Annotated in this window: 24 protein-coding genes and 2 tRNA genes; 10 read left to right on the top strand and 16 right to left on the bottom strand. The window is 46.3% G+C overall.

What is annotated here, in order from left to right:
• Nucleotides 1–119: 119 nt before the first annotated feature.
• Nucleotides 120–5591, top strand: a complete 5472-nt coding sequence (locus Q5691_RS24185; RefSeq protein ID WP_333311239.1) for an AAA family ATPase — start codon at nt 120–122, stop codon at nt 5589–5591.
• Between the two features lie 416 nt (nt 5592–6007).
• On the opposite strand, the gene Q5691_RS24180 is transcribed toward Q5691_RS24185, so the two are convergent.
• The 7 genes from Q5691_RS24180 to Q5691_RS24150 all read right to left on the bottom strand — a co-directional run bounded on the left by Q5691_RS24180 (nt 6008) and on the right by Q5691_RS24150 (nt 12988).
• Nucleotides 6008–6094, bottom strand: a tRNA-Ser gene (locus tag Q5691_RS24180).
• 60 nt (nt 6095–6154) lie between these two features.
• Nucleotides 6155–8770 (bottom strand): ComEC/Rec2 family competence protein, encoded by a 2616-nt coding sequence (locus tag Q5691_RS24175; RefSeq protein ID WP_333213128.1) that lies wholly within the window; start codon nt 8768–8770, stop codon nt 6155–6157.
• Nucleotides 8771–8985: 215 nt separating this feature from the next.
• Nucleotides 8986–9465, bottom strand: coding sequence for a DUF4079 domain-containing protein (locus tag Q5691_RS24170; protein WP_333213129.1), 480 nt, complete (start codon nt 9463–9465; stop codon nt 8986–8988).
• A gap of 695 nt (nt 9466–10160) precedes the next feature.
• On the bottom strand, nt 10161–10499 hold the full coding sequence (locus Q5691_RS24165; RefSeq protein ID WP_015176985.1) for a DUF1815 family protein: 339 nt from the start codon (nt 10497–10499) through the stop codon (nt 10161–10163).
• A 317-nt stretch (nt 10500–10816) separates the two neighbouring features.
• Entirely contained in the window at nt 10817–11548 is a 732-nt protein-coding gene (gene radC / locus Q5691_RS24160; RefSeq protein ID WP_333213130.1) for a RadC family protein, read from the bottom strand.
• A 122-nt stretch (nt 11549–11670) separates the two neighbouring features.
• The gene (locus Q5691_RS24155) at nt 11671–12264 is read right to left on the bottom strand and encodes an excalibur calcium-binding domain-containing protein (protein ID WP_333213131.1); all 594 of its coding nucleotides are present in this window, start codon (nt 12262–12264) and stop codon (nt 11671–11673) included.
• Between the two features lie 481 nt (nt 12265–12745).
• Nucleotides 12746–12988 (bottom strand): hypothetical protein, encoded by a 243-nt coding sequence (locus tag Q5691_RS24150; RefSeq protein ID WP_333347563.1) that lies wholly within the window; start codon nt 12986–12988, stop codon nt 12746–12748.
• A gap of 239 nt (nt 12989–13227) precedes the next feature.
• Here Q5691_RS24150 and Q5691_RS24145 point away from each other — a divergent pair, with 239 nt between their 5' ends.
• The gene (locus Q5691_RS24145; protein WP_333347561.1) at nt 13228–14244 is read left to right on the top strand and encodes a succinate dehydrogenase/fumarate reductase iron-sulfur subunit; all 1017 of its coding nucleotides are present in this window, start codon (nt 13228–13230) and stop codon (nt 14242–14244) included.
• A 94-nt stretch (nt 14245–14338) separates the two neighbouring features.
• Entirely contained in the window at nt 14339–14527 is a 189-nt protein-coding gene (locus Q5691_RS24140) for a chlorophyll a/b-binding protein (RefSeq protein WP_333106934.1), read from the top strand.
• A 239-nt stretch (nt 14528–14766) separates the two neighbouring features.
• On the opposite strand, the gene Q5691_RS24135 is transcribed toward Q5691_RS24140, so the two are convergent.
• Nucleotides 14767–15387 (bottom strand): pre-peptidase C-terminal domain-containing protein, encoded by a 621-nt coding sequence (locus Q5691_RS24135; protein WP_333213134.1) that lies wholly within the window; start codon nt 15385–15387, stop codon nt 14767–14769.
• Here Q5691_RS24135 and Q5691_RS24130 point away from each other — a divergent pair.
• The gene (locus Q5691_RS24130; protein WP_333213135.1) at nt 15379–15519 is read left to right on the top strand and encodes a hypothetical protein; all 141 of its coding nucleotides are present in this window, start codon (nt 15379–15381) and stop codon (nt 15517–15519) included. The genes Q5691_RS24135 and Q5691_RS24130 overlap by 9 nt on opposite strands.
• Before the next feature lie 75 nt (nt 15520–15594).
• On the opposite strand, the gene Q5691_RS24125 is transcribed toward Q5691_RS24130, so the two are convergent.
• The 4 genes from Q5691_RS24125 to psbX all read right to left on the bottom strand — a co-directional run bounded on the left by Q5691_RS24125 (nt 15595) and on the right by psbX (nt 19917).
• Nucleotides 15595–17046, bottom strand: a complete 1452-nt coding sequence (locus Q5691_RS24125) for a DVUA0089 family protein (RefSeq protein WP_333213136.1) — start codon at nt 17044–17046, stop codon at nt 15595–15597.
• Nucleotides 17047–17156: 110 nt separating this feature from the next.
• On the bottom strand, nt 17157–18281 hold the full coding sequence (locus Q5691_RS24120) for a redoxin domain-containing protein (RefSeq protein ID WP_333347558.1): 1125 nt from the start codon (nt 18279–18281) through the stop codon (nt 17157–17159).
• Nucleotides 18282–18706: 425 nt separating this feature from the next.
• Nucleotides 18707–19516 carry a Ycf66 family protein gene (locus Q5691_RS24115; RefSeq protein WP_333213138.1) on the bottom strand — a complete coding sequence of 270 codons (810 nt, stop codon included), beginning with the start codon at nt 19514–19516 and terminating at the stop codon, nt 18707–18709.
• A gap of 281 nt (nt 19517–19797) precedes the next feature.
• Nucleotides 19798–19917: a photosystem II reaction center X protein gene (gene psbX / locus Q5691_RS24110; RefSeq protein WP_333041933.1), complete on the bottom strand. Its 120-nt coding sequence runs from the start codon at nt 19915–19917 to the stop codon at nt 19798–19800.
• Between the two features lie 124 nt (nt 19918–20041).
• On the opposite strand from psbX, the gene Q5691_RS24105 reads away from it, so the two are divergent.
• Nucleotides 20042–20326 (top strand): YggT family protein, encoded by a 285-nt coding sequence (locus tag Q5691_RS24105; protein ID WP_006634856.1) that lies wholly within the window; start codon nt 20042–20044, stop codon nt 20324–20326.
• Nucleotides 20327–20475: 149 nt separating this feature from the next.
• On the opposite strand, the gene accC is transcribed toward Q5691_RS24105, so the two are convergent.
• A complete protein-coding gene (accC, locus tag Q5691_RS24100; RefSeq protein ID WP_333347556.1) occupies nt 20476–21831 on the bottom strand; it encodes an acetyl-CoA carboxylase biotin carboxylase subunit in 1356 nt (451 codons plus the stop codon).
• 228 nt (nt 21832–22059) lie between these two features.
• Here accC and Q5691_RS24095 point away from each other — a divergent pair.
• Nucleotides 22060–22143: transfer RNA gene (locus tag Q5691_RS24095), tRNA-Leu, on the top strand.
• 126 nt (nt 22144–22269) lie between these two features.
• Here Q5691_RS24095 and Q5691_RS24090 read toward each other — a convergent pair.
• Complete coding sequence (locus Q5691_RS24090) at nt 22270–22509, bottom strand: hypothetical protein (protein ID WP_333213140.1); 240 nt, start codon at nt 22507–22509, stop codon at nt 22270–22272.
• Between the two features lie 126 nt (nt 22510–22635).
• On the opposite strand from Q5691_RS24090, the gene Q5691_RS24085 reads away from it, so the two are divergent.
• The 3 genes from Q5691_RS24085 to Q5691_RS24075 are packed head-to-tail and all read left to right on the top strand — an operon-like array spanning nt 22636 to nt 24023.
• The gene (locus Q5691_RS24085) at nt 22636–22848 is read left to right on the top strand and encodes a helix-turn-helix domain-containing protein (protein ID WP_006634859.1); all 213 of its coding nucleotides are present in this window, start codon (nt 22636–22638) and stop codon (nt 22846–22848) included.
• A gap of 21 nt (nt 22849–22869) precedes the next feature.
• Nucleotides 22870–23439 carry a hypothetical protein gene (locus Q5691_RS24080; RefSeq protein ID WP_333213141.1) on the top strand — a complete coding sequence of 190 codons (570 nt, stop codon included), beginning with the start codon at nt 22870–22872 and terminating at the stop codon, nt 23437–23439.
• A complete protein-coding gene (locus Q5691_RS24075; protein WP_333213142.1) occupies nt 23436–24023 on the top strand; it encodes a hypothetical protein in 588 nt (195 codons plus the stop codon). The genes Q5691_RS24080 and Q5691_RS24075 overlap by 4 nt, the downstream gene beginning before the upstream one ends.
• Here the strand turns inward: Q5691_RS24075 and Q5691_RS24070 are convergent.
• Complete coding sequence (locus Q5691_RS24070) at nt 23999–24241, bottom strand: hypothetical protein (RefSeq protein ID WP_333213143.1); 243 nt, start codon at nt 24239–24241, stop codon at nt 23999–24001. The genes Q5691_RS24075 and Q5691_RS24070 overlap by 25 nt on opposite strands.
• Nucleotides 24242–24263: 22 nt before the next feature.
• On the opposite strand from Q5691_RS24070, the gene Q5691_RS24065 reads away from it, so the two are divergent.
• Nucleotides 24264–24644 carry a hypothetical protein gene (locus Q5691_RS24065; RefSeq protein ID WP_333213144.1) on the top strand — a complete coding sequence of 127 codons (381 nt, stop codon included), beginning with the start codon at nt 24264–24266 and terminating at the stop codon, nt 24642–24644.
• Here the strand turns inward: Q5691_RS24065 and Q5691_RS24060 are convergent.
• Entirely contained in the window at nt 24641–24955 is a 315-nt protein-coding gene (locus Q5691_RS24060) for a CHAT domain-containing protein (protein WP_333347549.1), read from the bottom strand. The genes Q5691_RS24065 and Q5691_RS24060 overlap by 4 nt on opposite strands.
• Between the last annotated feature and the right edge of the window lie 77 nt (nt 24956–25032).

Here is a 25032-nt window from a genome sequence, read left to right as displayed (position 1 = left end):
ACGTCTTAAGTTTAACTCCAATCAGGCAACTTAATGTTTTGTTACATAGATTGGTTTTTTCCCGCCTATCTACTTATAAGAAGCTTCAGCCTTGACAGAAGCAGTAGGAATACGTAGATATGGCTAGCATAAAAAATCTTTTTCTAGGATATCACATTAACGAGCAAATTTACGCAGGCACTCGAACTCTAGTTTATCGCGGCCTTCGGTGTTCAAATGGGCAGCCAGTAGTGATCAAACTGCTGCGAAATGACTTTCCCCGCTTCCACGAACTGGTTCACTTCCGCAACCAATACGTCATTGCTAAAAACTTAGAGATCCCTGGCAGTGTCAAGGCATACAGCCTGGAGACATACCATAATCACTATGCTCTGGTGATGGAAGACTTTGGGGGAATTTCCTTATGTAGCTACCTCGCTCGTCTAGCATCCGAGAGCAACGAACCCCTAGAAGGCTTGCCCGTTAGCGAGTTTCTGCCTATTGCGATTCAAATTGCCAACTCCCTCGACGGACTATATCGCCACCACGTCATCCATAAAGACCTCAAACCGGCCAACATTCTCATTAACCCCAGCAGCAAACAAGTCAAGCTGATTGACTTCAGCATCGCTTCCCTACTGCCTCGCGAAACCCAAGAAATTCAAAATCCCAACGTGCTTGAAGGCACTTTACCCTACATATCTCCCGAACAAACTGGGCGGATGAACCGAGGTATTGATTACCGCACAGATTTCTACTCGCTGGGAGTCACATTCTACGAATTACTAACAGGAAAGTTACCCTTCCAAGCGGATGACGCAATGGATTTGGTACACTGCCACCTCGCCAAACAGCCCCTCCCAGCCTCAAGTGTAAACCAGAGCGTTCCATTGGTGCTGTCTGAGATTGTCGGCAAACTGATGGCAAAGAATGCTGAAGCTCGCTATCAAAGCGCCCTAGGACTCAAGTTTGATTTGGAAACTTGTTTATTTCAGTGGAAAGAAACAGGGAGGCTAACTAACTTTAAAATAGGGGAGCGAGATTTGTGCGATCGCTTCATCATCCCAGAAAAATTATACGGTAGAGAAACCGAAGTATTCTCCCTGCTATCGGCCTTCGAGCGAGTGAGTGCCGGCAGCACCGAAATGATGCTCGTTGCCGGTTTCTCCGGCATTGGTAAAACTGCTGTTGTCAACGAAGTTCACAAACCAATTGTGAGACAGCGTGGCTACTTCATCAAAGGCAAATTCGACCAATTTGCGCGCAGCCAGCCCTTCTCAGCTTTTGTACAAGCTTTTCGCGATTTAATGGGACAATTGCTCTCGGAAAGCGATGCTAAAGTTGAGGAGTGGAAGACTCAAATCCTGGCAGCATTGGGCGAAAATGCTCAGGTAATCGTTGAGGTAATTCCCGAACTAGAGCGGATTATTGGCTCGCCACCCCCGGCACCAGAACTCCTCGCCAGTGCTGCCCAAAATCGCTTCAATCGGTTATTCGAGAACTTCATCTCTATCTTCGCCACTAAAGAACATCCCCTCGTTATTTTCTTAGACGACTTGCAATGGGTAGACTCAGCCTCATTGAAGTTGATTCAACTCCTGACGAGCGATCGCGATCGGCGCTATCTCTTTTTAATTGGAGCGTATCGAGATAACGAAGTTTTTCCCGCACACCCTTTGATGGTGACATTAGCCAACATTCAAACAAGCGGATCTACGGTAAACACCATTACTCTAGATCCGCTTGAGCGCTTCCATTTGAATTGTCTGATTGCCGATACCTTAGCTTGTTCTACAGCGTTGGCTCAGCCTTTGACAGAACTCGTTTATCAGAAAACCCAAGGCAATCCATTTTTTAGCACACAATTTATCAAATCTTTGCATGAAGATGGGATAATTGAATTTAATTTTGAAGCTAGGTATTGGCAGTGCGATATTGCTAGAGTCCGAACCTTGACACTAACGGATGATGTACTAGAATTTATGGCACTTCAGTTGCGAAAGTTGCCAGCCCGGACACAGGAAGTTTTAAAGTTAGCTGCTTGTATTGGCAATCAGTTCGATTTGGCTACATTAGCAATTGTTGATGAGAATTCACCAACAGAAACAGCAACAGGTTTGTGGAAAGCATTGCAAGAAGGGTTGATTTTACCAGTTAGCGATGTTTATAAATTTTATCAAGAATGTGGTAACAGTTTATCAACATCAATCACGGGAGAAGAATCCGAGCAATCACCAGTTAACAATGACCAATTAGTTAAATACAAATTTTTCCACGATCGCGTCCAACAAGCAGCCTATTCCCTCATTCCTGAAGACGAAAAGCGCTCTACTCACTTAAAAATCGGTCAACTGCTGTTAAAGAATACGCCCGAAGCCGATCGAGAAGAAAGAATGTTTGATATTGTCAACCACTTGAATGTGGGAGTAAATCTAATTACCCACGAGCTAGATAGGGAGCAATTAGCAGGATTGAATCTCGTTGCTGGAAAAAAAGCTAAAGCTGCTACTGCCTATTCTGCTGCGGTTGAATATTTAAATATTGGCACAGAATTACTGGCAGTAAATAGTTGGGATAATCAATACGAACTAACATTAGCGCTCCATACAGAAGCAGCAGAAGCAGCATATCTAAGCGGTGACTTTGACCGGATGGAGACATTAGCATCACTCGTGGAAAGCTGCGCCAAAACGCTACTGGACAAAGTGAAGGTATATGAAGTACAGATAGAAGCTTATATGGCGCAAAATAAGCTACAGGAAGCCCTGAATACAGGGTTGCCAGTCTTACAGCAGTTGGGGGTAGAGTTTCCCTCCGAGCCAAATTTCTCTGATATTGGACAGGCACTAGGAGAAACCGCGTCAATTTTGAGCGGAAAGGGAACTGAGGACTTAATTGATCTTCCTCTGATGACAGATCCTCAACAACTAGCAACTATAACGATTCTGTCAAGCCTATTTACTCCTGCCTACATAGGGCTGCCACCACTCGCGCCTTTGGTAGTTTGCAAACAGGTCAATTTATCTGTCCAATATGGCAATGCTTCTTTGTCTCCCTATGCTTTTGCCATATATAGTTATCTTCTCTGTGGCATGGGAGATATTGAGAGGGGCTATCAATTAGGTGAACTTGCTTTACGTCTAGTGTCAAAGTTGAATGCCAAAGAAATCCAAGCGAAGACATCCGCAATGGTTCATTCTAGTATTCAAATTTGGAAAGAACACCTCAGAAATACCTTACAACCTTTGCTGTCAGATTATTTTTGTGGGCTGGAAACCGGAGAGTTAGAATTTGCTGGTTATGCTATCTTTCAATACAGTTATTACTCGTATTTTATTGGTAAGCAACTAACGCAACTCGAACGAGAGATAGCAAGCTACGCAGATGCCGTTAGTAAAATTCACCAAGAAGCAGCACTTTCTTATCTAAAAATTTGTTGGCAAGCCGTTTTTAACTTAATAGGAATATCACCATATCCCTGCCATTTAAAGGGAGAAGCCTATGAGGAAGAGATAATGTTACAACTGTATCAGCGAACCAATAACTACCTGGGAATTCATTACTTATACTTGCACAAACTTGTGCTTTGTTATTTGTTTGAACATTACCCAGAGGCCTTGAAAAATATGGCTCAAATAGAAACTTATTTGAGCGCAGCTTCAGGGCAGATAACTGTTGCCATATTTTATTTCTACGATTCTCTAGTGAGATTGGCGGTGTATTCTGATACTCCAGAGTCAGAACAACAGGAACTTCTCGATCGAGTACAAGCTAATCAAGAAAAAATGCAAAAATGGGCACATCATGCCCCCATGAATCATCTGCATAAATTCTATCTAGTAGAGGCAGAACGGCATCGGGTTTTAAACCAAAAAATAGAAGCGCTTGAGATGTACGACAAGGCGATCGCACTCGCCAAAGAAAACGAATACCTCAACGAGGAAGCTCTAGCTCACGAACTCGCTGCTAAATTCTATTTAGAATGGGGGAAAGAAAAAATCGCCAAACCCTATTTAATTGATGCTTACTATGCTTACGCTCGTTGGGGAGCAAAAGCAAAGATTGACCATCTAGAACAGCGTTATCCCCAATTGCTTGCTGTGATCCTGCAACAGGAGCGAACTCGCCAGAATCCGAGCGAAACAATTCACACCTCCACCGATAGTGAATCATCCGTATCTAACACGAATAGAACAATTATCGGTAGCACCAGCAGTTGGGGCTTAGTAGATTTGCCGACAGTAATCAAAGCTTCTCAAGCTCTATCGAGCGAAATTAAACTCGATCAATTGCTCACTACCCTCATGCAAGTGGTGGTAAAGAATGCCGGAGCACAAACCGGAGCATTAATTTTGAAGGAAGAGGGAAACTGGAGGATAAACGTCCACTGCACCAACCGTCAAGACTGCCTTCTGCAATCAATGCCGGTTGAGGAGAGCGAAGTAATTCCTCTGACCCTGATCAACTACGTCAAACGTACAAAAGAAACCCTGATTTTTGATGATGCTAGCAATCAACCAAGATTTGTATCTGACCCCTACATAATCCACCACCAACCTCAAAGCCTGCTGTGCACTCCGATCAGCGAGCGAGGGAAAATGATGGGGATTTTGTATTTGGAAAATAATTTAGCAACAGGGGTATTCACGGGCGATCGCGTCGCCATCCTCAATATCCTGTGCTCCCAAGCAGCAATTTCCTTACAAAACGCCCGACTGTATCAACAATCTCAGGAATATGCCCAAAAACTAGAGCTTTATCTTCAGGATCTCAAACAGATGCAGTTGCAATTGGTACAGGGTGAGAAAATGTCGGCTCTGGGAAATTTAGTCGCTGGTGTAGCCCACGAAATTAACAATCCCGTAGGCTTTATCGCTGGCAATTTGCAACCTGCTCAAGAATACGTGGGGGATTTATTCAATTTGATTGATCTCTATCAAGAAAAATTTCCCAATCCGGGAGTGGAAATTGAAGCAGAAATAGAGGATATGGACTTGGAGTATTTGCGAGAAGATTTGCCCAAATTGATTGGCTCGATGCAGGAGGGAGTCGATCGCATCCGCAATATCAGTACGAGTCTGAGAACGTTTTCCAGGGCAGATAGCGATCGACCAGTTGCTTTCAATATTCACGATGGACTTGAAAGCACTCTGCTAATTCTCAAGCACCGTTTAAAAGCCAGCGAGTTCCGCCCTGCCATTGAAGTTGTGAAAGACTATGGTAACTTACCCCTCATAAAATGCTTTCCGGGACAGTTAAACCAGGTATTTATGAATGTGCTGGCGAATGCTATTGACGCTCTGGAGGAGTCAAATAAGGAACGCAGTTTTAATGAAATCAAAGCTCTACCTAATCAAATCATGGTTCAAACTGCTCTGAGCGAATCCAACAATCAGGTTTTGATTCGGATTAAGGATAATGGAGTGGGGATGTCAGCCGAAGTCAAGGAAAACATCTTTAACCACTTATTCACCACCAAGTCTGTAGGTCAAGGAACTGGATTAGGATTGTCGATAGCCCACCAAATTGTTGTGGAAAAACATGGAGGTACATTAGTGGTGAATTCTTCCCTCGGTCAGGGTTCGGAGTTTGTGATTTCTATTCCGGTGTGATCCTTTCGTAGTAGGGCTTGAGGGCAATTAGTGCCGCCTCGCAATTACAGGCCACGTTATTAGAAGAAACCGGAAACTGGGCACGGGGAACGAGCAACAGGCTAGGGGTTTTCGTGGTAGGAACTAGCGACTATGGACTAGGGAAACAAAGAATCTAGACTAATTCCCCCATCCTTCGCCCGCACCTTATTAGTGATGGAGACAGCGGTTTGCAACCGCCCGCTTTACCAACTCTCTTCCCTTTTTTTGTGCCCGGTTTTGAGTTAAGAGTTCCCTGGAGATTTTCAGCCTCTACCTTACCGAAATGAAAGCAGCTATCATGCTACTGAGATTGTGGAGTTGAGTTTCATAATATGATACGCAGCGCGCACCCTACGTTAATAAGGTGCGCGCTTGACGCTTGACGCTGAGATGTACGGAGAGGGTGGGATTTGAACCCACGTTAGAGTTACCCCTAAAGTAGATTTCGAGTCTACCGCATTCAACCGCTCTGCCACCTCTCCAATTGATTTGAGATGTGAGCTAAAAGTATTTTACCGCACAGTGTGCCAGATTGTAAATCTTTATAAAAAAGAAGTTTGATTTTCTTCAGATTCCAAAGTGGTCTTAAATCCCCCTGCTGGAGTCCACTGCAGGGCTCCGTCGCGGCCTGTCCAGAATATCTGAGTTTTGCTTTGGCGCAGTTGGGCTGCGGTTTCTGGGTCGATTTCGTTAGCAGATGCGATCGCCACTTGTGGCCCCACTGCGCTTAATAACTCAGCCGTCAGGGCTTTTCCTGACCACCACAGCACTTGAGCCGGCTTCAAGGTTCCCGTTGCTGCCAATTTTTTTTGCATTTCCGGTGTCATTTCACCGACGAGCAACCAAGTTCGATTTCCCACCAGGAATTCTACCACCGGAATCTCCGCATTCACGAACTGTAACCGCGTCGAACCCAGATCAACTGTACTGTTAGTTTCTAAAGGAAAGTAAACGCCTTGGCGAGATTGCACAGCCGTCATAAATTCCTGATTGTTGCCACGGTGAATTTGTTTCGGAGCGTTGTTATCATAAAATGTTTTAATTGGCAAGCGTTCGAGTAATTTTCCCCAACCACCGCTCAAACCTAAATGACCGTGAGAGGCGATCGCAAAATTCACAGAATTAACTCCTTGCTGCTGCAAAAAAGGCAACACTGTAAACCTTACAGTATTTTCATCACCGCTATTAATTAGCGCCACTTTTCCCCTATCTTGAATTACTAACACTGGTTCGCCAGATGTCGCCAGCAAAGTAACTTGAAATAAAGAGGATTGAACGTGCCAAGCTGGCAAAACTATGATACTTACTCCCGCCACAAGAGCCAGCGGTAAAATCCAAGCCGATGAAAAACTCGGCAGCGCAATAACTCTACTTTTCCCCTTTTTCCCTTTCCCTTTTTCCTGGCTTTGCCCTCTGACTGCTTCCGCTTCCGGCTTCCGTCTTTTTTCTTCCTTCCTCCTTCTATCCTTTACATCCGTTACAGAATCCGTTGCCGAACTTCCCCCGATCCAAACCCAGCAAATTAAACTGTAAAGCGCGATTAGCTGAAACACCGATACTTGACCGACAGCTACCGAATTACCGGGTAATTGCGAGAAATATTGGGCGATCGCAATTAACCCCTTTGCCGGATAATCGAGCAGTTGCGCTAAAACACTGCCAGCGGGCGGAAAAATCAATCCAGCTAAAGCGCTAACCATCCCCCCAATACTCAAAATCCACAGCAAAGGAGCCGCAATAATATTAACTAAAATGCTGTAAGGTGATACCACGCTAAAAACGTAAAGTAGCAGTGGTAGCACCCAAACTGAAGCGGCGATCGGAACCACAAGAATCGAAGCAATCGCGGGCGGCATCCAGTCCAACTTTGCCATCAGTGGCGGCGTTGTCACGATTAACCCCAAAGTCGCCAAAAAACTCAGTTGAAAACCTAAATCCCAAATCCACAAAGGGTTAACCAGCAATAAAATAGTAGCAGCAATTAACAGCAATCCCAGCGGCTTAACTTGGCGGCTCAGCACCAAAGCAAATAGTGTTCCAAATCCCATCAAAGCGGCGCGGCATACTGATGGTTCAAAGCCAGTTAGCCCCACAAGCAAAAATAAAGCACCGACGCCAAAGCTAAATTGTAATTGTTTGGAAAAACGCCTGGTTAAAGCTAGAACTAAAGCCAAAACCATCGAAACTTGAGTGCCGGAAGCTGCGATCGCGTGGGCTAATCCAGCCTGCACAAAATAGTCGCGGATGTTGTAAGGTAAATCTACTGCTTGTTTGCCGAGGGCGATCGCACTGATTAAGGGCCCTTCGGGAACATTTAACTGCGATAGTTGCGATCGCACGATCCGCTGCCGCATCCCTTGAATTTTCGATGGCTGCATCCCGCTTGGCTCCAAGAAAGCAGCCGTTTGACTGTTAACTCGATTTACATCGGCGATCGCATTTTCTCTCCTCCAGTCGATTTGACGGCCTTTGAGCCCTACAAAAGCCCCTTCTCTGGCTAAATATGCTTGAAAATTAAAAGCCCCTGGATTCGACGGTGGCTGCGGTTTGTACAAGGAGCCCACCACTGCGATCGTATTTTCGGCGTACAAACCCGTTGCTTGCAGCAGTGGCAGTGTAACGTAGAGCTTGCCGGATACTGGGCGGTTTACGACTGCTCCTCCCTCGCCGCCGTTGATTTCGCTAACTAAATCTGTTTCTAGCCAAAATTGCGATCGTCCCGATCGAGTCAATCGAGGCGTACTGACAACTCTACCGCGAACCGTCACTGCCACTTCTTGAGTGTTCCCAACCGCCGGAATCAGTTTGCTGATGTCATCTATTGCCGGTTGGGGCGATCGAACTGCAAAATAAACGCTAGCTAGAAATGCCAGCAAACCAGCAACCGCCCACACCCATTTCGCTCTCGGCAGCATCTCCAACAAACTCAACTCTTCCCTCGCATCTAAGGGTTCTTCAAGAGCATTTTCTTTTTGTCGGCTGCGTCTTTTCTTAGTAATTTTGACAGAAGTTTTAGTAAAATTTCGCAACAATTTCGGCAGGGCGATCGCCACCGCTATTCCCAAAGCAAGTATCGCGTATCTACCCCAAGGAACCGCTGTAGAAATCAATCCCAAAATGTATGCAAGACAGAAGATGACACCCGTTACTTGATTCATTAATTAATTAGTAATTTAGAGGGGGAATATTTCAGGGAAACCTATGCCGGACGTATGCACTCCTTACCCAAAAAAACGGGTTTTTAAACCTAGATAAAAAGCTAAACGCTGTGTATTTAGATAAAAAACCCAGTATCTCGCTACCCGTGCGTAAGTTAAGGCAAAATTTCTTTCCTTACATTCTTTCCCTTCCCCTTCCCCTTCCTCTTCCTCTTCTAAATAGACAGCCCCAATTTTAAACCGAAAGCCGCGTGCAGCACCATAAGTGCAAGGGCTGTCGTGCCTAAATAAGCGTGAACCGCGCGCAGTGCCAGCTTATTGCCCCCAAAACCCGTTAGCGAAATCAAGCTACCAACAGCCAGCAAAACCAGCACTGCCGAACCTGTCCAAAAATGCGGACTTTCCATGACTGGCTGGTGCTGCATCACCAGTGACAGCAAGCCGCCTGTATAGCCCAAAGCTAGAAACAGAAACATCCACGGTGCAAGCTTGCGGTGATCCGAGCGACTTTTGAGTGCGACATCTTTATCGGTGGCCAAACGTCCCTGCCATCCCGTATACCCGACAAAACTGCCCATCGCCACCACCACGATCCCCATCATTACAGGGTGTCCCCAGTGGGTAATTGGTTCGGGAATTCCCAGAGTGCGAAATTGACTGGCGATGGGTTCTAGTAGTTCGCTGAGATTGATCATTTGCTTGAGATTCCTAACTTGGCGATAAATATTTGAGGACTAATCATTAAAGTATTATAAAATTAGTTTAGCAAGTGCGAGCGTGCACTTCAAAGAGCCGTTTAACCTAACAGCCAAACATTGGCCAGAAGCTTAGATATACGCAAAACTTAGCCGGCTGAAGCCGGCTGTGAGATTTTTACAGCAATGATGCTGTTTCAAGTTAATTGTTACCTTTATCGGCTAAATCGAAATGCTAAAATAAATGCAATTCGCCCGCACGTCACACCCCGTGGGCTGCCGCCCAATCTTCACAGCCTCATCCTCACTCTGGATGTTAAATTTTACCTGCCTGCTCAAAGTTAATTTCAATTCCTTGACTTTTCAATGGCAAAGTGAGAAATTAACATCGCAGCCGACGATCACTCACACTTCTACATTTTGCTAATCGTTCTCAAGGGAGAATCAACTATTGAAAAAAAACTAGAGGTTCCAAGTTTGAGACTTCTGGCATAAAGTATGCCGTCTGCCCAGGCTCACTTCGATCGACTGAGCGCTAAACCGTCTGAAGGTACCCTGATAGCACCCTTGTCTGTTGAGCAGCCATCGCTGTGCACCTAAATGAACCCTCTCAACTAACTCGCTGGGGATTCGGTTTTAGCAGACAAGCAGCCATTTTCGTTGTCGCCTTCCTCGGAACCGTGCAATCGCTACACTCACTGAGCCGTCGCTAAAGTAGCTTCCGAAGGTTGGATTTGATACTTTACGAGATTTGCCAGTTCTTGTAACTGATTAATCGCTTCCGCACCTTCTAGTTTCATGAGTTCGCGGTCGTCCCGCATCTCAGTCCAAGTGATACCGTAATCTGACACTAAGAATCGAATCAGATGGTTGTCCGTCAAACTGACCATAAATGAGGCACTGTTCATCTGACCCCCGCAAGTGTAGCAGGATGCCAGGTAACCCCGATGCTCTAGCACGATCGCTAAAGCTTGGAGGTTCATTACCAAATCTTGAACGAATTTACGGTGTTGTTCTGCAAGTCTCAGAAACACAGTTCTCCTCCTATCACCACACCGTGTATTTTACATCCCATTTAATAATTTCTTAATAAGTGGGTATTTAGGTGCTGGTTTAGTATACGTTTAGTATGCTCAAAAAAAATCGGATTAGCGACCTCTTCAGCCTACCTATACTACATTAACCGAGTTGTGCTCGAAACGCAGTATCAGCAGCGACATTCAGCCAAAACAGGCTCTAGCGGGGGACTCCAGCCGGAAAATTTGCCTGCTGTAAAGGGTGATTCAGCCGTTGGATAGCCCAAAGATACAAATAACTAATGATAGTAATCAAATTAGTTAAGTATAAGAGTTCAATCACCTTGGGGATACTCCTCCCAAAGCGTCGTCGTCTGCCGCAAGCTCCGAAAATCGCCATTCCCCAAAATCAAGTGATCCAGTAGCGGAATCGACAAAAACTGCGCTCCCGCCAGCAACTGTCGCGTCAAAGCAATATCCTCCGGGCTTGGTTCCACAATCCCGGAGGGGTGATTGTGCGAGATAATCGCCCGCGTCGCCCCTTGGCGGATCACCTCGCGAAAAATATCCCGTGGGTGAGCCAAAGTTTCCGTTGCGGTGCCGATCGTAATTACCTGAGTACCCAGCAGCCGATTTTTCACATCTAGCAGCACCACAGCAAAACGTTCCTGAGACTGCCACATCAAATCCTGACTCAGGGCATCCGCCGCTGCTTGGGGAGAGTCAACCACAGCCATTTCCGGCGGCCGCGACTGAAATACCCGCTTCCCCAACTCCACCGCAGCCAAAATCGAAGTCGCCTTAGCAGGGCCAATCCCGTGAATCTGCGTCAACTCCTGCACGCTAATGGTGCGTAGCACAGCCAGAGCATCACGTTGGTGCAAACTCAACTGATTTAAAATATACTGTCCGAGCCCGACGGCGGAAAGTTTGCCGGGTCCTTGACCAGTACCCAGGAGAATCGCAATCAATTCCGCAGTCGCCAAACTTTTTGGGCCGCCGGCCATCAACCGTTCCCGTGGCCGTTCACTCGTTGGCAAATCGACAATTCTCAAGCTGTAAGTCATAGCTGCACCCGCACCGCAAGCTCAACAATTAGACAATTTTAGCTGATCGATTTGCGTTCTTCAATTCGTACAATCACCGAAAAAAGCCTTGATCATTAACCGAGGCTGTTGGCAGATAAAATCTAAGGCAACGTTTCACAAGCGATCGAGTCTCGATCTCGATCAAGCTTAAACGGATCGCCCGGATATGCCTCTAACACTCGCTGCGCTTCGGCTTGACTCGCAAAGTCAGAACAGTCGCAATCCGAGTTAACGCAACTCGGAAAATCGGCACTTTTAACCTTCGGTTGAGAAGACTCATAAATAACTTTCTTGGTATCTTTCTTTGGCTGCTGTGCATCAATAGCAATCTCTGCGGTTCGCTCAACAGATTTGACTGAAGATGGCAATTTGCGATCTGGCCCTGGTTTGGCAAGTGCAGGTACCTTCGCAGAAATTGCAGGTTTCGGTGTTGGTGTCGGCGTTTTCACAGTCTCCGGCTTGGGTGTCGGCGCTGCCGAAAGCAGTGACGGCTTAGCGGTTTGAGATGATACTAGCGGATCGCTTGGGGCCGTAAGCGCCACTGAAACTTCCTGAGACGGAGGGGGTACGGTGACGCGAACAAGCACAAACGAAGCCGCCATCAACCCGCCGTACATCGCGATCGATCGCTTGCGGGTTGGTGCGACCACCCATTTCGGATTAACAATACCCAGAAAGAAGGTCGGGATAGACAATAGAAAGCTTAGGACGAAAAAATTAAACATAGCGATTTTTAGCAGTAAAAAAGAGAAGTCACCCAGGACGCAGAAACCCGGTTTCTTTTACCAAAATCCGAGGTGAAGCACAAAGGATATCTGTTTATTAAAGAACCTGAGTTATTTAATCCCTGTGCGTAATTCCTGACAAGTTAACTTGCTTATTTATCTGCCGACCAACTCACAAATCCCTATGATTTACGAAGTAAACTAGAACGTTGGACACCTGACCCTAGTGTAACCGGGTTTCTGAGTGTATCTCTCCTTACTAAGCCTACGATTTTTTCCTACAGTTCGCGATCGCACTCCGACGCCTATAAACCGGGGTTTTTAATTGCAGTAAATGATGAGAACCAAGTATTTTTCTTAAAAAACTACGTTTCTAGCCCCAACCGGCCGTAAGTCCTGGTAAAATTTCTTGTAATGCTGCCAAAAAAGTGAAATGCATACCCAGCTACCTTCAGCGCAAAGGTGCGCTTACCCTAAATTCTGGCCATTCAGTTGAGGCCAGCAGCCCCGATGAAACTGGTTGTGGCGCATTAGGTGCTGTCACCCCAAGCAAAAGGAACGAAACTGCCATCAAGCCGCCGTACAAGGCAGCCGATCGCTTGCGAGTTCCAAGTCCCACCCATTGAGGATTTAGCAGACCCAGACAAAAAGCCGGTGTGGAAAACATGAAAGTTAATACAAACAAGCTGGACATCACGCACCTCCGACTACCGAATTGCAGCGATTAATTACTTTTATCTCCAATTAATAGCTCAAAAATCCGCTTAAAAAAGTTGCAATTTTAGGATTTATAACTTGAGAATTATTGCTGTTTATCAAACAATAATAAAATTTTAAAAATCTCTTACTTTAGGTAGTTGTTAAAAAAATAAGAGCTTTCTAGACACTCCAAAAAATTAGCTTAAAATAAACACTAAATTCCTTAATCAAAATATGAAAGTCCGCTTTAATGTAGTACGCCAAAATCAAAACGAGGCTCCCCGGGTTCACACTTACACCCTAGACGTGGAAGAGAGCAATACCATCCTCGACTGCCTCAACAGTATTAAGTGGGAACACGACGGCACTTTAGCTTTTCGCAAAAATTGTCGCAATACAATTTGCGGCAGTTGTTCTATGCGAATTAACGGTCGATCGGCATTAGCTTGCAAAGAAAATGTAGCCAGCGAACTCGCAAGACTGCGAAAAATAGCTGATTCCAGCTCAGCAGAAATGCCTACCGATTTCATCCCAGAAATCACCGTCGCCCCAATGGGAAATATGCCGATTATTAAAGATTTGGTTGTTGACATGACCAGTTTTTGGGACAACCTAGAAGCAGTTGAACCCTATGTCAGCACTGCCTCGCGAGCAATTCCAGAACGCGAATTTCTGCAAACTCCAGAAGAGCGATCGAAACTCGACCAAACCGGCAACTGCATCCTCTGCGGCGCGTGCTATTCTGAGTGCAACGCCCGCGAAGTCAACCCGGAATTTGTCGGCCCCCACGCCCTCGCCAAAGCTTACCGCACGATCGCCGACTCCCGCGACAGCGAAACCGAAAATCGACTGGAGAAATACAACGAAGGCACCGCAGGCGTCTGGGGATGCACCCGCTGTTACTACTGCAACTCGGTTTGTCCGATGGAAGTCGCGCCGATGGATCAAATTGGTAAGATTAAACAAGAGATTCTCGATCGCAAAGACGACCAAGCCAGTCGATCGATCCGTCACCGCAAAGTCTTAATCGATCTCGTCAAAGAAGGCGGCTGGATAGATGAGCGGAAATTTGGCATCGAAGTAGTAGGAAACTACTTCCGCGACGTTAAAGGTCTGCTGAGTCTGGGCCCGTTGGGTTTGAGAATGATCGCTCGCGGCAAGTTCCCGCTGTTTTTTGAGCCTTCAGAAGGTACTGAAACCGTGCGAAATCTGATCGAATCGGTTCAAAGTTTAGAAAAGTCAGCAGATTAGCGATCGGCTGTCATTTTCCTGGTAAATTACAAGTTGTGCGATCGCAAAGCTTCCCCAAAATCATCACTCAAAACTCGAAACTTAAAACTTTTAAATGACTGCTCAAACTCCTCCATCCCCAAAACCGACAACCCCAAATACCCCAAAACCAGAACCAGCCTTTGGGTGGAATGCCTACGCCGAACAAATCAACGGACGATTTGCGATGGTGGGGTTCGTGGGACTTTTGCTGCTAGAATTCTTCACCCGTCAGGATTTTTTCACCTGGCTGGGTCTGCGTTAAATTAATCTGAATTAAGCAAAAAAGGAAGCTGAAAAATTATTGAGATTTCAGCTTCCTTTCTATTTTTAAGAGTTATTTAAAATACAGATTCTAAATTTATAGATGCAGGATTATAACATTTATAGTTGCATACAAACATATGAATTTACCAAAGTTGATCGCAGTTGCTTGTAGTGCGATCGTCCTTGAATTATAGGGACACGGCAATGCCGTGCCCTGACTGCCAAGTTTCGTTCCAACTAATTTCCAGTTGTTTCACGGACGGTCAAACTGTACTTGCCTCTACCTTTTGGAGGCGGATCGTAAGCATTGACAATGACGCGATAGCGACCATTCGCAGACAAGGTAACAGAAATCTCTGAATTGGAATTTTGCTGCGTTGCATCATCATTTTCTCCAAGTAGCTCGCCCTGGGAGTTGAAAATAGCGAGATAAGTATCAAACTCGGTACTTTCTACGGTAATAATCACTTTCTGACCCTGAGTGCCTTCAAAGGTATACTCGTCGTACAAACTGCTGTCTGAGGGCAGTACAGAAGACTTAGCAGGGCTGAGTTCTCCGTTTTGCTCTAAAATGATTTTAGATGAACCCGCATCAGGACTCCGCGGAGGTTCTACAGTAGGGCTCTGAGTTGGCGAACTTTGTGGTGATGGCGACGGGTTGGGACTTGCTTGAGCTAAAACACCCTTTTCAGCAGGCTTCGCATCAGTTAAATTTTGAGGAAATTCTGCTGAAATGAGGGTGGAACTACTGTTAGCAACTCCACCTAAATTTGAAACTGGCGGCGAGACAGTCGCTTTGCCAGAAAAAGTAGCTACCAGAGCAATTGGCGCGATCGCCCACAATCTAACTTGACGCATGAATTACCTCGGTTTGCAACGAAGAAGGAAGTTCGGCAACGGATTCGCTCGACGGATTTAACGGATGGAAGAAGGAAGTTCGGCAACGAGCAATGTACGGATTTAACGGATGGAAGGAAGCAGGAAAAATAATTCGACCAATTCCCAATTAGCCATTACCAATTACCAATTCCCAATTAGCCATTACCAATTCCCAATTACCCATTTTCACCGGACTGTTAGAGTGTAACGACCCCGACCCGAAGCATCGTAAGCATTGACAATTACGCGATAGCGACCCGTAGCGGGCAAAGTAACGGTCAGAAACGCATTTTTAGTCGAATCGCTCTCATCGTCATTTTCTGCCACTAATCGGCCGTTAGGGTCAAAGATAGCCACATAGGGATCGAAATCTGTACTTTCGAGGGAAATGGCTACAGACTGACCCGATCGACCTTCAAAAGTATACTCTCGATACAGACTGTTGTCAGACGGCAATACTGGGCCTCCTGCGACTAAAGCGCCTTCTTCTTGCAAAATCGCCCGAGAAGGCGCGGTAGGAGCACTCGCTTTCAGTTCTAACGTATAAGCCCCTGACTGCTTAGCTTGGTAGGAATTTGCCACTAACGTGTAAGTCCCGTCTGCTGGCAACCTGACTGTAATTCTGGCGTCTTTACTGCCGGCCCCGTCATCGTCTTGTGCGATTTCGCGCTGGTTGGGCCCGAGCAAAATTAAATAAGGGTCAATTTCTTGACTTTTCATTTCTATGGTGATTTGCTGGCCCGCTTTTCCCTCAAACGAGTAGAGGTCAAAAAAGCTGTTGTCTGTGGGCAGAACGCTAGACTTCTCGGTGAGGAGGCCGCTAACGGCGGGCCCGTTTAACGCAACTTTTTGAGGTGATTTGTTGCCACCAAAGGGCGATCGGGCTTGAGCCACGCGGGGAGCCCGCCCTTCTCGCACCGCTGTCAGGAAAGCGGGTAATTTGTCTGCGGAAATTGCAAAACCGATACCGATATTACCTCCACCCCGACCGCGAGTAAAAATAGAAGTATTGACGCCGATTAATTCTCCTGAACTGTTTAGCAGCGGGCCTCCTGAATTGCCGGGATTGATGGCGGCGTCGGTTTGAATTAAGCCCCGCTGCTGGTCGATGCGACTGACGATTCCGACTGTAAAAGTACCTTGAAATTGACCGAAGGGATTGCCGATCGCAAATGCTTGTTGCCCGACTTTCACCGAACCTGGACGGGCTACAGGAATAGTGGGCAAATTGTTTTGACCGCGAATCTTAACCACGGCTAAGTCTAGACCTTCTTCGCCGAATCCGATGACATCGGCGACAAGTTTTCTGCCGTCTGACAAAATGATATTGACGGTACCGCCTGCCGAAACAACGTGGGCGTTCGTTAACACCATGCCGTCGGGGCTGATAATTGTGCCACTGCCGTTAGATTTATCTGTATCGACTGTAACAACCGCCGGACTAGCCTTTTCGTAGACTCGAATATTGGTTTGTTCTTCGACAGTTTGGGCGATCGCACCCTGGGAATGCACCGAGTTAAATTCCGTTAAATCTGTTGATTGCCGCACAGGGGATGTCGTAACAACCGCACTGGCGCTGGCTGCAACCCCAACCGTTAAAATTCCCGATACTGCTAAACTTAGAAGTTTGAAATTCATGGCGATCGATTTAGTATTTAGCGATCGGTAGCTAGGAATTAGGTTTTGTGGCTAACCCCTAACTACCTTCTCTAATTATTTTAGGACGTGCACCACGGTAGTGACATTCCTCACGCCGGTTCTCCTATTCGGGAATCTGAATCAGCAGCTAAATACTTAAAATTAGCTTGTCGTACCGCAGCATCCTCATTGCCGTAGAAAAAAGACAGCAAAGCAAAACGCTGGCCGCTAATCACCGGCGTCGCTTCATGCAGCAAAGAACACGAAAAAATAATCGCCGTGCCACAATCCCCTTTATAACCGTGTGGCGCGTACTCTGGAAACCGTAAAAATCCCCCCGTGTACTCTCCCACATTCAAGTTTAGCGTCATCGCAAACCTGCGGTGCAGGGTAGCTTTGCTAGTGTTGTCGCGGTGTGGGCGAAAATAACCGCCGCTGTCAGCATCGTAACAACCTATCAAGTACCGTTCAAACCTGGTAATTGTAAACTGAAAAGCTTTTTCTACTTCCGGCCGCACCCGGCGCAAAATAATCGAATTCAATCGCTGCTGTAACTTCGGGTCTTCAATAAAGAAATCTCGGCGCTTCTTAAAAGTGTCGTCGTGCAAGCCAACTGTTTTCCCGCCTATTTGCCTCATAAAGCCCGAAGGACTGCCACCGTGAGTTTTGTACATATCGATTAAACTGCGGCAAGATGCTTTGTCCAAAACATTAGGAATTACCAACACCGGGGCGTGAGGAGTTGCCGGTCGCCCTTCCTCAATCGGGGGCCAAGTTTTGAGAAAATCTAATACTTGCTGGGCGTGTTGGTGCGGTTCGCCCATCGGCAAAATATTAATTACCTGAAGGTTTTCGTTGAGTACAAAAGTTTGGGGTGAATAGTGAACTCCGGCAACTCCATTTTCTTCGACCTCTCGGAAAACACCATACTGCTGACTGACTTTTTTGTCTAAGTCCCAGAAAAATATGAATGACGGAGCAATTGTTGTTGGTCTGTTTTGTTCTTTGTCTGCTGGGTCAACGCTCACTCCGAACCTGGGTACTTGCAAGCTTTGGAATTCTTCTGAAAGCTCTTGAAAGCTTTTGAGGATAACTTGGATTTGTTCAAAAGCTGCACTGGCAAAGAAAAACAGCACGACTCGCCGGCCGCCAACAGTCGGGAAATGAAATAAGGGGTTATTTGTAGAAGGAACGGAAAACCAGGGAGCCGGATCTCCTATTTCGAGTAATGGCATCTTGCTGATTTAAGATTTGGGATTTTATATTTAGATTATTATGCTGTCGATTAGTTCCACAGGTTCGGTAGGCCAATCGATTTTAGATTTTAGATTTTAGATTTTAGATTTTAGATTTTAGATTTTAGAATTGACTTGCGCGAAATAAATTCGGGGGGAAGTTTCTCGGATACAGGTTTTTTATTTCTGGACGGATGAATCACGTGGCGGGTATCCTGGATGCTTGATTGTCAAAATAACTTTGAAAAAGATTAGCTTTTCTTTGTGTATATCTCCGTTGGTCTGGGTTTTCACCCTCGCAATTTACAGTCTTTTTAATCACTTTCATATCTGAGAATAAGTAGATGGGCATCAATAAACGCAACTTATTTTTTCGCCGGCTGGCACGATAAAAGTTTAGTTTCACCCATCTACTTAGTGTTTGCCTATTTGTCGAAACTGGGGGAATTATCGGGTTGGTCTTCCGGGTATTCTACAGGTCGATACTCCACGTAGTCTGACGGCGGTGCTTCCACGTCGCGGTTGCTGGGGCGAGACCTGGATGATTCCGTAGGACGGGGTTTTTTGGTTCTCGGCGGCGTATCGGAACTGCGGTTTTCCGAAGCAGGGGGGCGACTGCTGCGGCTGCGGGTCGGTCTTTCTTCGGGGTTGTCTGAAACGTCCCAGTTGTCCGACTCTTGGGCAGGCGGGGCTTCTGGGCGAGAGGGACGTTTGCGCGAGGATCGATCGGGCGAGTCGGGCCGTCCGGTGTTAACGCTGCCGTTGCGATTCGAGGGGCGGCGGCGGGGTTCGTCGTCGTAGGCTTCCCGAGAGGAACGGTAGTCTTGGCTGCCTCTGATGCGGGGACGCTGCGGATAGTCTTCCTCTGGTTCTAGCTGCTCCATTTCGGCATCGTAGCCGTCGTAACCGTAAGCGTTGCTGACAGGTCGGTCTTCATCTACGTATTGGGCGCGACTTTTGGCTTGGGCTGTGGTCGCTCCTCGCAGCTTAATGCTTTCTGTTGCAAAAAATATGGCGGTACCGCTGAGCAGAAATTGACCGAATGCCAGAATTGGGTCAAGCCGCCACCCTTGAAATAACAGAATACCGCCGCACAGCAGGCCCACTGCTGCAAAAAAAATATCGTGGTCTCGGGCTAGTTTGGGACGCCACGATCGCAGAAAATACAGTCCTGCCCCTGCTACTGCTAGGATGATCCCTAACAGGCTGCTCCAGTTCAATCCTAAATTGACCATTAGCCTATCTCCTATGTCTTTCCTATGTTAGCGAGTTAGATTTTACATCTATCATTAAGTCTGTCAGCCCGACTGTGCTTTCTGGGGCAGCGTCCGGTCAGGGTTTCAGCTTGGGAAGTGAGTATAATAATGAGTTTAACGGGAAAAAACCTCAGCTTGGCAGTCAACTGAAGGTTTTGCCTTGACAGTTGCTGGCAGCCGAGGTTTCTCGGATCGGGGAAATGCCCGACTTGTAGCCCAATATTGACTTACAGCGCCGGACTTAGAAACCCGCTGACTTTTTAGGTGCGCTTGATTTTGTCTTTTTGGCTGATGAAGATCAGGGCGATCGTTGCTGGAATCACTACCACTGTCACGCCCACCAGCAGGCTGTACAAAAAGTTCGCAAGAGAAGGAGTCATAGATTCAAAGCCTTTGTTACAACAATTTGATTTTTATTAATTTTATACTTTCGATCGCACCTGTGAAACGGTTAAAATTATGAATAGCAGACTTAACAAAACTTAAAATTTCGAGATAAGACCCATGACTGGTATTACCGTTGCAAGTTGGATTCTGGGCTCTGTCCTAGTCGTGATGACTTTGCTGTTTATTTTTCGGATCGTTCTGACTTGGTATCCCGAGGTGAACCTGAGCAAGTTGCCGTTGAGTCTGATTGCTTGGCCGACGGAACCTTTTTTAGCCGTAACTAGAAAGATTGTACCGCCCATCGGCGGGGTGGACATTACGCCGATTATTTGGGTGGGTATCTGTAGCTTGCTGCGAGAAATGATTCTCGGTCAGCAAGGGCTACTGACAATGATGATGTAGAAGTTGGCGGTTGACTGTTGACTGTTGGCGGTTGACTGTTGACTGTTGACTGAAAGCAGGCTTGGTAAAAACCCCCGGATCGATCCGTGGGGTTGCTTTCTTCAATCTTTCAATCCAAAATCCAAAATCTAAAATCCAAAATCGATTGACTAATGACTATTTTGGTTCAAGAACTGTTCGACGAAATTAGTGTAAACTTCGCCACTGAGAAACTCGGGGGAATCCAGGATTTTTTGGTGGAAGCCCAGGGTGGTGGGAACGCCGGTGATGGCGCATTCCCGCAATGCCCGTTTCATCCTGCGGATGGCTGTCGGTCGATCGCGCCCCCATACAATTACTTTACCGATTAAAGAATCGTAGTAAGCCGGTATTTCGTAATCGGTGTAAACGTGAGAGTCCATACGCACGCCGGGGCCACCGGGAGGCAAATAACCGCTGATTATGCCGGGGTGAGGGCGGAAGTTGCGATCGGGGTCTTCAGCATTGATGCGGCACTCGATCGCGTGGCCGTTGAGAACTACTTGGTTTTGCTTGATTTGCAGTTTTTCTCCTTGGGCGATGCGGATTTGTTCGGCTATCAAGTCGAGGCCTGTAATCATCTCGGTGACGGGATGTTCCACTTGGATGCGGGTGTTCATTTCCATGAAGTAGAACTTGCCCGATTTGTCAAGCAGAAATTCGACAGTGCCCGCACCCGTGTAGTTGATGGATTTGGCTGCGGCAATGGCAGCGTAACCCATTTGATCTCGCAGTTTCTGGCTGAGGGCGGGGCTGGGGGCTTCTTCGAGGAGTTTTTGGTGCCGCCGCTGAATCGAACAATCTCTCTCGCCGAGATGGATGACGTTACCGTAGTTGTCGGCGAGGATTTGGATTTCGATGTGCCGGGGTTTTTCGATGAATTTTTCCAGGTAAAGTCCGGGGTTGCCGAAGGCTGCGTCGGCTTCGCCTTGGGCTGCTGAGAATAGTTTGGGGAGTTCGGATGCTTCTTTGACTAGCCTCATGCCGCGGCCTCCACCGCCGGCGGTGGCTTTGATCATCACAGGATAGCCGATGTCGCGGGCGATCGACAAAGCTTCGCGATCGTCCGCCAGCAATCCCTCGCTACCGGGAACTGTGGGGACTTTCACCCGCTGCATCGTTTCTTTGGCGGTGGATTTGTCGCCCATCGCCCGCATCGCGGCAGGAGAAGGGCCGATGAAGGTAATTTGATGGTCGGCGCAGATTTCGGCAAATCGGGCGTTTTCGGCGAGGAAGCCGTAACCGGGGTGAATGGCTGCGGCGTTGCGTGTCAGGGCAGCCGCGATGATGTTGGGGATGTTTAAATAGCTTTTGCTGCTGGTGGGGGGGCCGATGCAAACGGCTTCGTCTGCCAACTGGACGTGCAAGGCGTGTTTATCTACGGTGGAGTGTACGGCGACCGTGGCAATCCCCATTTCCTCGCAGGTCCGCAATATGCGGAGAGCTATTTCTCCCCGATTAGCGATTAAAATTTTCGAGAACCCCATCTTCGCTGCTTAATTCACTCAATATTCTGTACAATAATGCCTTTCGGTATGTTCTGGATAATCGTTTTCCAGAAATTGTTCACAAAAATTTATTTTACATTTTGCTGGTAGTGGTGCTATGATTGTAAATCGGCGGTCTCAAAGGGCAAGTCACAAGTTAAATGTCAGGAACCTCAACCTGTAAATCTTTAACTCGTAACGCAAAAATCCCGGAGATTGCCAGAAAGAGCGGATGTGGCGGAATTGGTATACGCGCACGCTTGAGGTGCGTGTGGCAATATGTCCTTGCGAGTTCGAGTCTCGCCATCCGCATGGAATATATAAAACAACTGTTGACAGTTTTTGCTGTTGGCAGTTGTTTTATATTGAGTGGTTTTTCTAGAAATTCGATCGAGTTTTAGATGGGATTCTCGAAAACTCGATCGAACTAAGCATTCTTTAACTGTCGATCGACAATTGTGTTTGTATGGGCACGCTGAGTTCATTTACGCACAGCGCATTTACAAAAACAATTGTATGTGGGACTGCGGGCATTAAGCGACGCAGTGTATTCAAGTAAGCTTCGGCATCAGGGCGACGAGTAAAACGGGCGACTGTTAACTGCTGACAGTTCGGGAGTTGGCGAATTATACACCAAGGTTTAAGTCGATCGCGATAAGTGAGTTCTTTTGGTATCATAGGAAAATCCTTTCCACGAAAGTGGATGGTTAGAGAGGCGATTGCCCTTGATTTATCAGGTCTGAGGGCAATCGTATTTGTGATTACAAATATTAAACGATAGATACTTATCGTTTGTCAAGTAGAATGGGGTTAGTTAGGTTCCGAATCCGAGAGTTGGCTGACGAAAAAGGATGGACGCTAAAGGATGTTGCCGATCGATCCGAGGTTCCGTACAGCACAGTCAGGCACTATGCTCGATCCGAAGGACTAGCAACGGTTGATATCACATCCATTCAAAAGATAGCTCGCACCCTCGATGTTTTGATTGAGGAGTTGATGGAAGTTGTTAAAGAATAATAATGAGAATGGTGTTGGATAGTGCCACAATATTTTGGGGAGGCTAATCAGAAAGAAATCCGTCAATATGCAGAAATTATCGCCATGACGGATGATGTGTATACAATAGCTAATTATCTAGAGATTTCTGAACAAATTATCCGCCAAGTAAAAGAACACATATTTATCAAGGAACACGAGCTTGACATTCCCAATGATGAGACAAATACTATTAGTCATGTCCGAGGTAATTTTACACCCGATGGTGAGATTGCTGATTTATGGATAAGTGCAAAAAATGGTGAGCTACAACCGAGAGAACTTAGCAAGTTTAAACGGTTGATAGCCCATGAGTATATAGAGCAAGCACTAATGGCCGATGGACTTCCTTATCGATCGCCTAAAGCTTGGATAGAGCATCCCATGTATGGTTTTGGCAACTGGCCAACCCCGGATAATTTCGGAGCACACGATATAGCTCCTCATACCAGCCAGCCCAATCCATTTTCCCACTGGGTTAACATAATAGGTAAGTCAGCGGAAGGACTGATGCTTGCGGACAACCTCTCGAATCTTGATGAGTTGCTTGAAGCTATTAGAGAAAAAATATGACTGCGAAAACAATTACCGACACTGCACTAGAGCGAATTTTAGCAATTAAATGGGAGCCAGACGATAGTCGCGTTAACTCTCACATTGCCCTTTTGCGAGAATACTTGAGACGTGCTGCGCTGTGGGCCAAGGCTTTAGATTGTACGGATGAATGGCCGTTTTTTGATGTGGCTGCTCATATTGATTCTCTAGATGCCGATGAAACTAAGGTTAAAGTGCTTAAGACTCATTTCACAGAGACACCGTTTTATGTGGCGGGTATTATTGAGAAAACCTGCGAGTGGTTCCTTCATTGGGATAGCGCGAAAAATTCACCAAAAGTCAGTGAATTTACTCTACCTGAACCCTACGAACCGCTAATCCTAATGTATGAACGCGGTGGCATATTCTCTATGGAACATGGATTTTTTGATTTTGCAGTTGGGGGTTTTCCTAGAGGTAAATGGCAGAAATACGACCAAATCATGCCTTTGTTGAAACTAGATGCGAGAACTTTAGATCGACTAGATATTGATTCGGGCGATGGGTTGAATGCAATTAACCCGAAAGCAGAGGGAGATTACACATCAATAGAGCGAGGTTGATTTTCGGAAATAGGTAAACTTGTCTGCGCCGATGATGGTTTTAACACTTTACGAGCAATCAGCCAAGCAACTCCTCCCAAGACTCCACCGCCTAAGCAACTAACTATAATAGAACTAAAGAAGGGATGAAGTTTCTTTGTTTTTGTAGCCCCGGTTTCAACCGCCGGGTTTCTACACAAAAGAAGTACAATAATTATGGCAAAATAAGAATTACTCATTTAATCGATCGCCCTTATCCCAATGACTACCGTTACCCAAGCAGAAATTGAACAGTATCGCTCCCAATTACAAGAATATCCCGATGCTCTAAAAGATCTTGATGTACTTGAAGAGTGTGAAGGCGATTTAGAATATGCAGCCGAAACCTTAGCAATTAAGTCAGGAGAATTAGACAACGATCTAGATGCAAGAAACCCAAATGAGCCTAGCTTGTTAGAAAAAGCAGCCGATAAATTACGTCCTCATATTTGTACGCAAGCCTTTAAAGACGTATTGAGTCAAGGTTTTGCTGTTGCATTGGGTTCGCTAATAACTGCTGGCGTTTACCCAGGAGTACCATTAACACTGGTACTTATTTACATAAGCACGAAAAATTTGGACAATTTTTGTCAGGATTGCTAAACGCCGATCGCAGTGAAGCCAGCCCAGTAATGAGGATCAGCAAAAGGAAACGGCTTGCGGTTCAGTGCGCCATCCAGAGGAGCATTAACAAAGCGTGTGCGTTCTTTTTTGGGCAACAGTTTAAATGTTCGATCAATTTGCGGTTTGAGGCATTTTAATAATGCTTCAAGCCCCTCTGAGGTCAGATTCCGCAGCCATTGTTGGGCCTCATTGAGAGCAGTAACCGTTGATAGAGTTTCTAGGTTTTCATAGAACCGAATCAGTAACAAAGTGCTGGCGAGTTCATCCACTTTCCAAAGGGTACTTACCATACCAGGGCTATTTCATTCTAAACAACTCCTTAATTAGTTTAAGGCCAAATCCCGCCAGACGTTGGGCTTGAGCCATA

The organism is Microcoleus sp. w1-18aA5 (assembly GCF_036701705.1).
Lineage (GTDB): Bacteria > Cyanobacteriota > Cyanobacteriia > Cyanobacteriales > Microcoleaceae > Microcoleus.
This window is presented reverse-complemented; position numbering and strand designations above follow the sequence as displayed.

What these genes read in the sequence shown, in the direction of transcription:
- Q5691_RS24185 (WP_333311239.1), top strand. Translation starts at nt 120, where the DNA reads ATGGCTAGCATAAAAAATCTTTTTCTAGGATATCACATTAACGAGCAA.
- Q5691_RS24175 (WP_333213128.1), bottom strand. Translation starts at nt 8,770, where the DNA reads ATGAATCAAGTAACGGGTGTCATCTTCTGTCTTGCATACATTTTGGGA.
- Q5691_RS24170 (WP_333213129.1), bottom strand. Translation starts at nt 9,465, where the DNA reads ATGATCAATCTCAGCGAACTACTAGAACCCATCGCCAGTCAATTTCGC.
- radC (WP_333213130.1), bottom strand. Translation starts at nt 11,548, where the DNA reads ATGACTTACAGCTTGAGAATTGTCGATTTGCCAACGAGTGAACGGCCA.
- Q5691_RS24150 (WP_333347563.1), bottom strand. Translation starts at nt 12,988, where the DNA reads ATGTCCAGCTTGTTTGTATTAACTTTCATGTTTTCCACACCGGCTTTT.
- Q5691_RS24145 (WP_333347561.1), top strand. Translation starts at nt 13,228, where the DNA reads ATGAAAGTCCGCTTTAATGTAGTACGCCAAAATCAAAACGAGGCTCCC.
- Q5691_RS24140 (WP_333106934.1), top strand. Translation starts at nt 14,339, where the DNA reads ATGACTGCTCAAACTCCTCCATCCCCAAAACCGACAACCCCAAATACC.
- Q5691_RS24135 (WP_333213134.1), bottom strand. Translation starts at nt 15,387, where the DNA reads ATGCGTCAAGTTAGATTGTGGGCGATCGCGCCAATTGCTCTGGTAGCT.
- Q5691_RS24125 (WP_333213136.1), bottom strand. Translation starts at nt 17,046, where the DNA reads ATGAATTTCAAACTTCTAAGTTTAGCAGTATCGGGAATTTTAACGGTT.
- Q5691_RS24120 (WP_333347558.1), bottom strand. Translation starts at nt 18,281, where the DNA reads ATGCCATTACTCGAAATAGGAGATCCGGCTCCCTGGTTTTCCGTTCCT.
- Q5691_RS24115 (WP_333213138.1), bottom strand. Translation starts at nt 19,516, where the DNA reads ATGGTCAATTTAGGATTGAACTGGAGCAGCCTGTTAGGGATCATCCTA.
- psbX (WP_333041933.1), bottom strand. Translation starts at nt 19,917, where the DNA reads ATGACTCCTTCTCTTGCGAACTTTTTGTACAGCCTGCTGGTGGGCGTG.
- Q5691_RS24105 (WP_006634856.1), top strand. Translation starts at nt 20,042, where the DNA reads ATGACTGGTATTACCGTTGCAAGTTGGATTCTGGGCTCTGTCCTAGTC.
- accC (WP_333347556.1), bottom strand. Translation starts at nt 21,831, where the DNA reads ATGGGGTTCTCGAAAATTTTAATCGCTAATCGGGGAGAAATAGCTCTC.
- Q5691_RS24090 (WP_333213140.1), bottom strand. Translation starts at nt 22,509, where the DNA reads ATGATACCAAAAGAACTCACTTATCGCGATCGACTTAAACCTTGGTGT.
- Q5691_RS24085 (WP_006634859.1), top strand. Translation starts at nt 22,636, where the DNA reads ATGGGGTTAGTTAGGTTCCGAATCCGAGAGTTGGCTGACGAAAAAGGA.
- Q5691_RS24075 (WP_333213142.1), top strand. Translation starts at nt 23,436, where the DNA reads ATGACTGCGAAAACAATTACCGACACTGCACTAGAGCGAATTTTAGCA.
- Q5691_RS24070 (WP_333213143.1), bottom strand. Translation starts at nt 24,241, where the DNA reads ATGAGTAATTCTTATTTTGCCATAATTATTGTACTTCTTTTGTGTAGA.
- Q5691_RS24065 (WP_333213144.1), top strand. Translation starts at nt 24,264, where the DNA reads ATGACTACCGTTACCCAAGCAGAAATTGAACAGTATCGCTCCCAATTA.
- Q5691_RS24060 (WP_333347549.1), bottom strand. Translation starts at nt 24,955, where the DNA reads ATGGTAAGTACCCTTTGGAAAGTGGATGAACTCGCCAGCACTTTGTTA.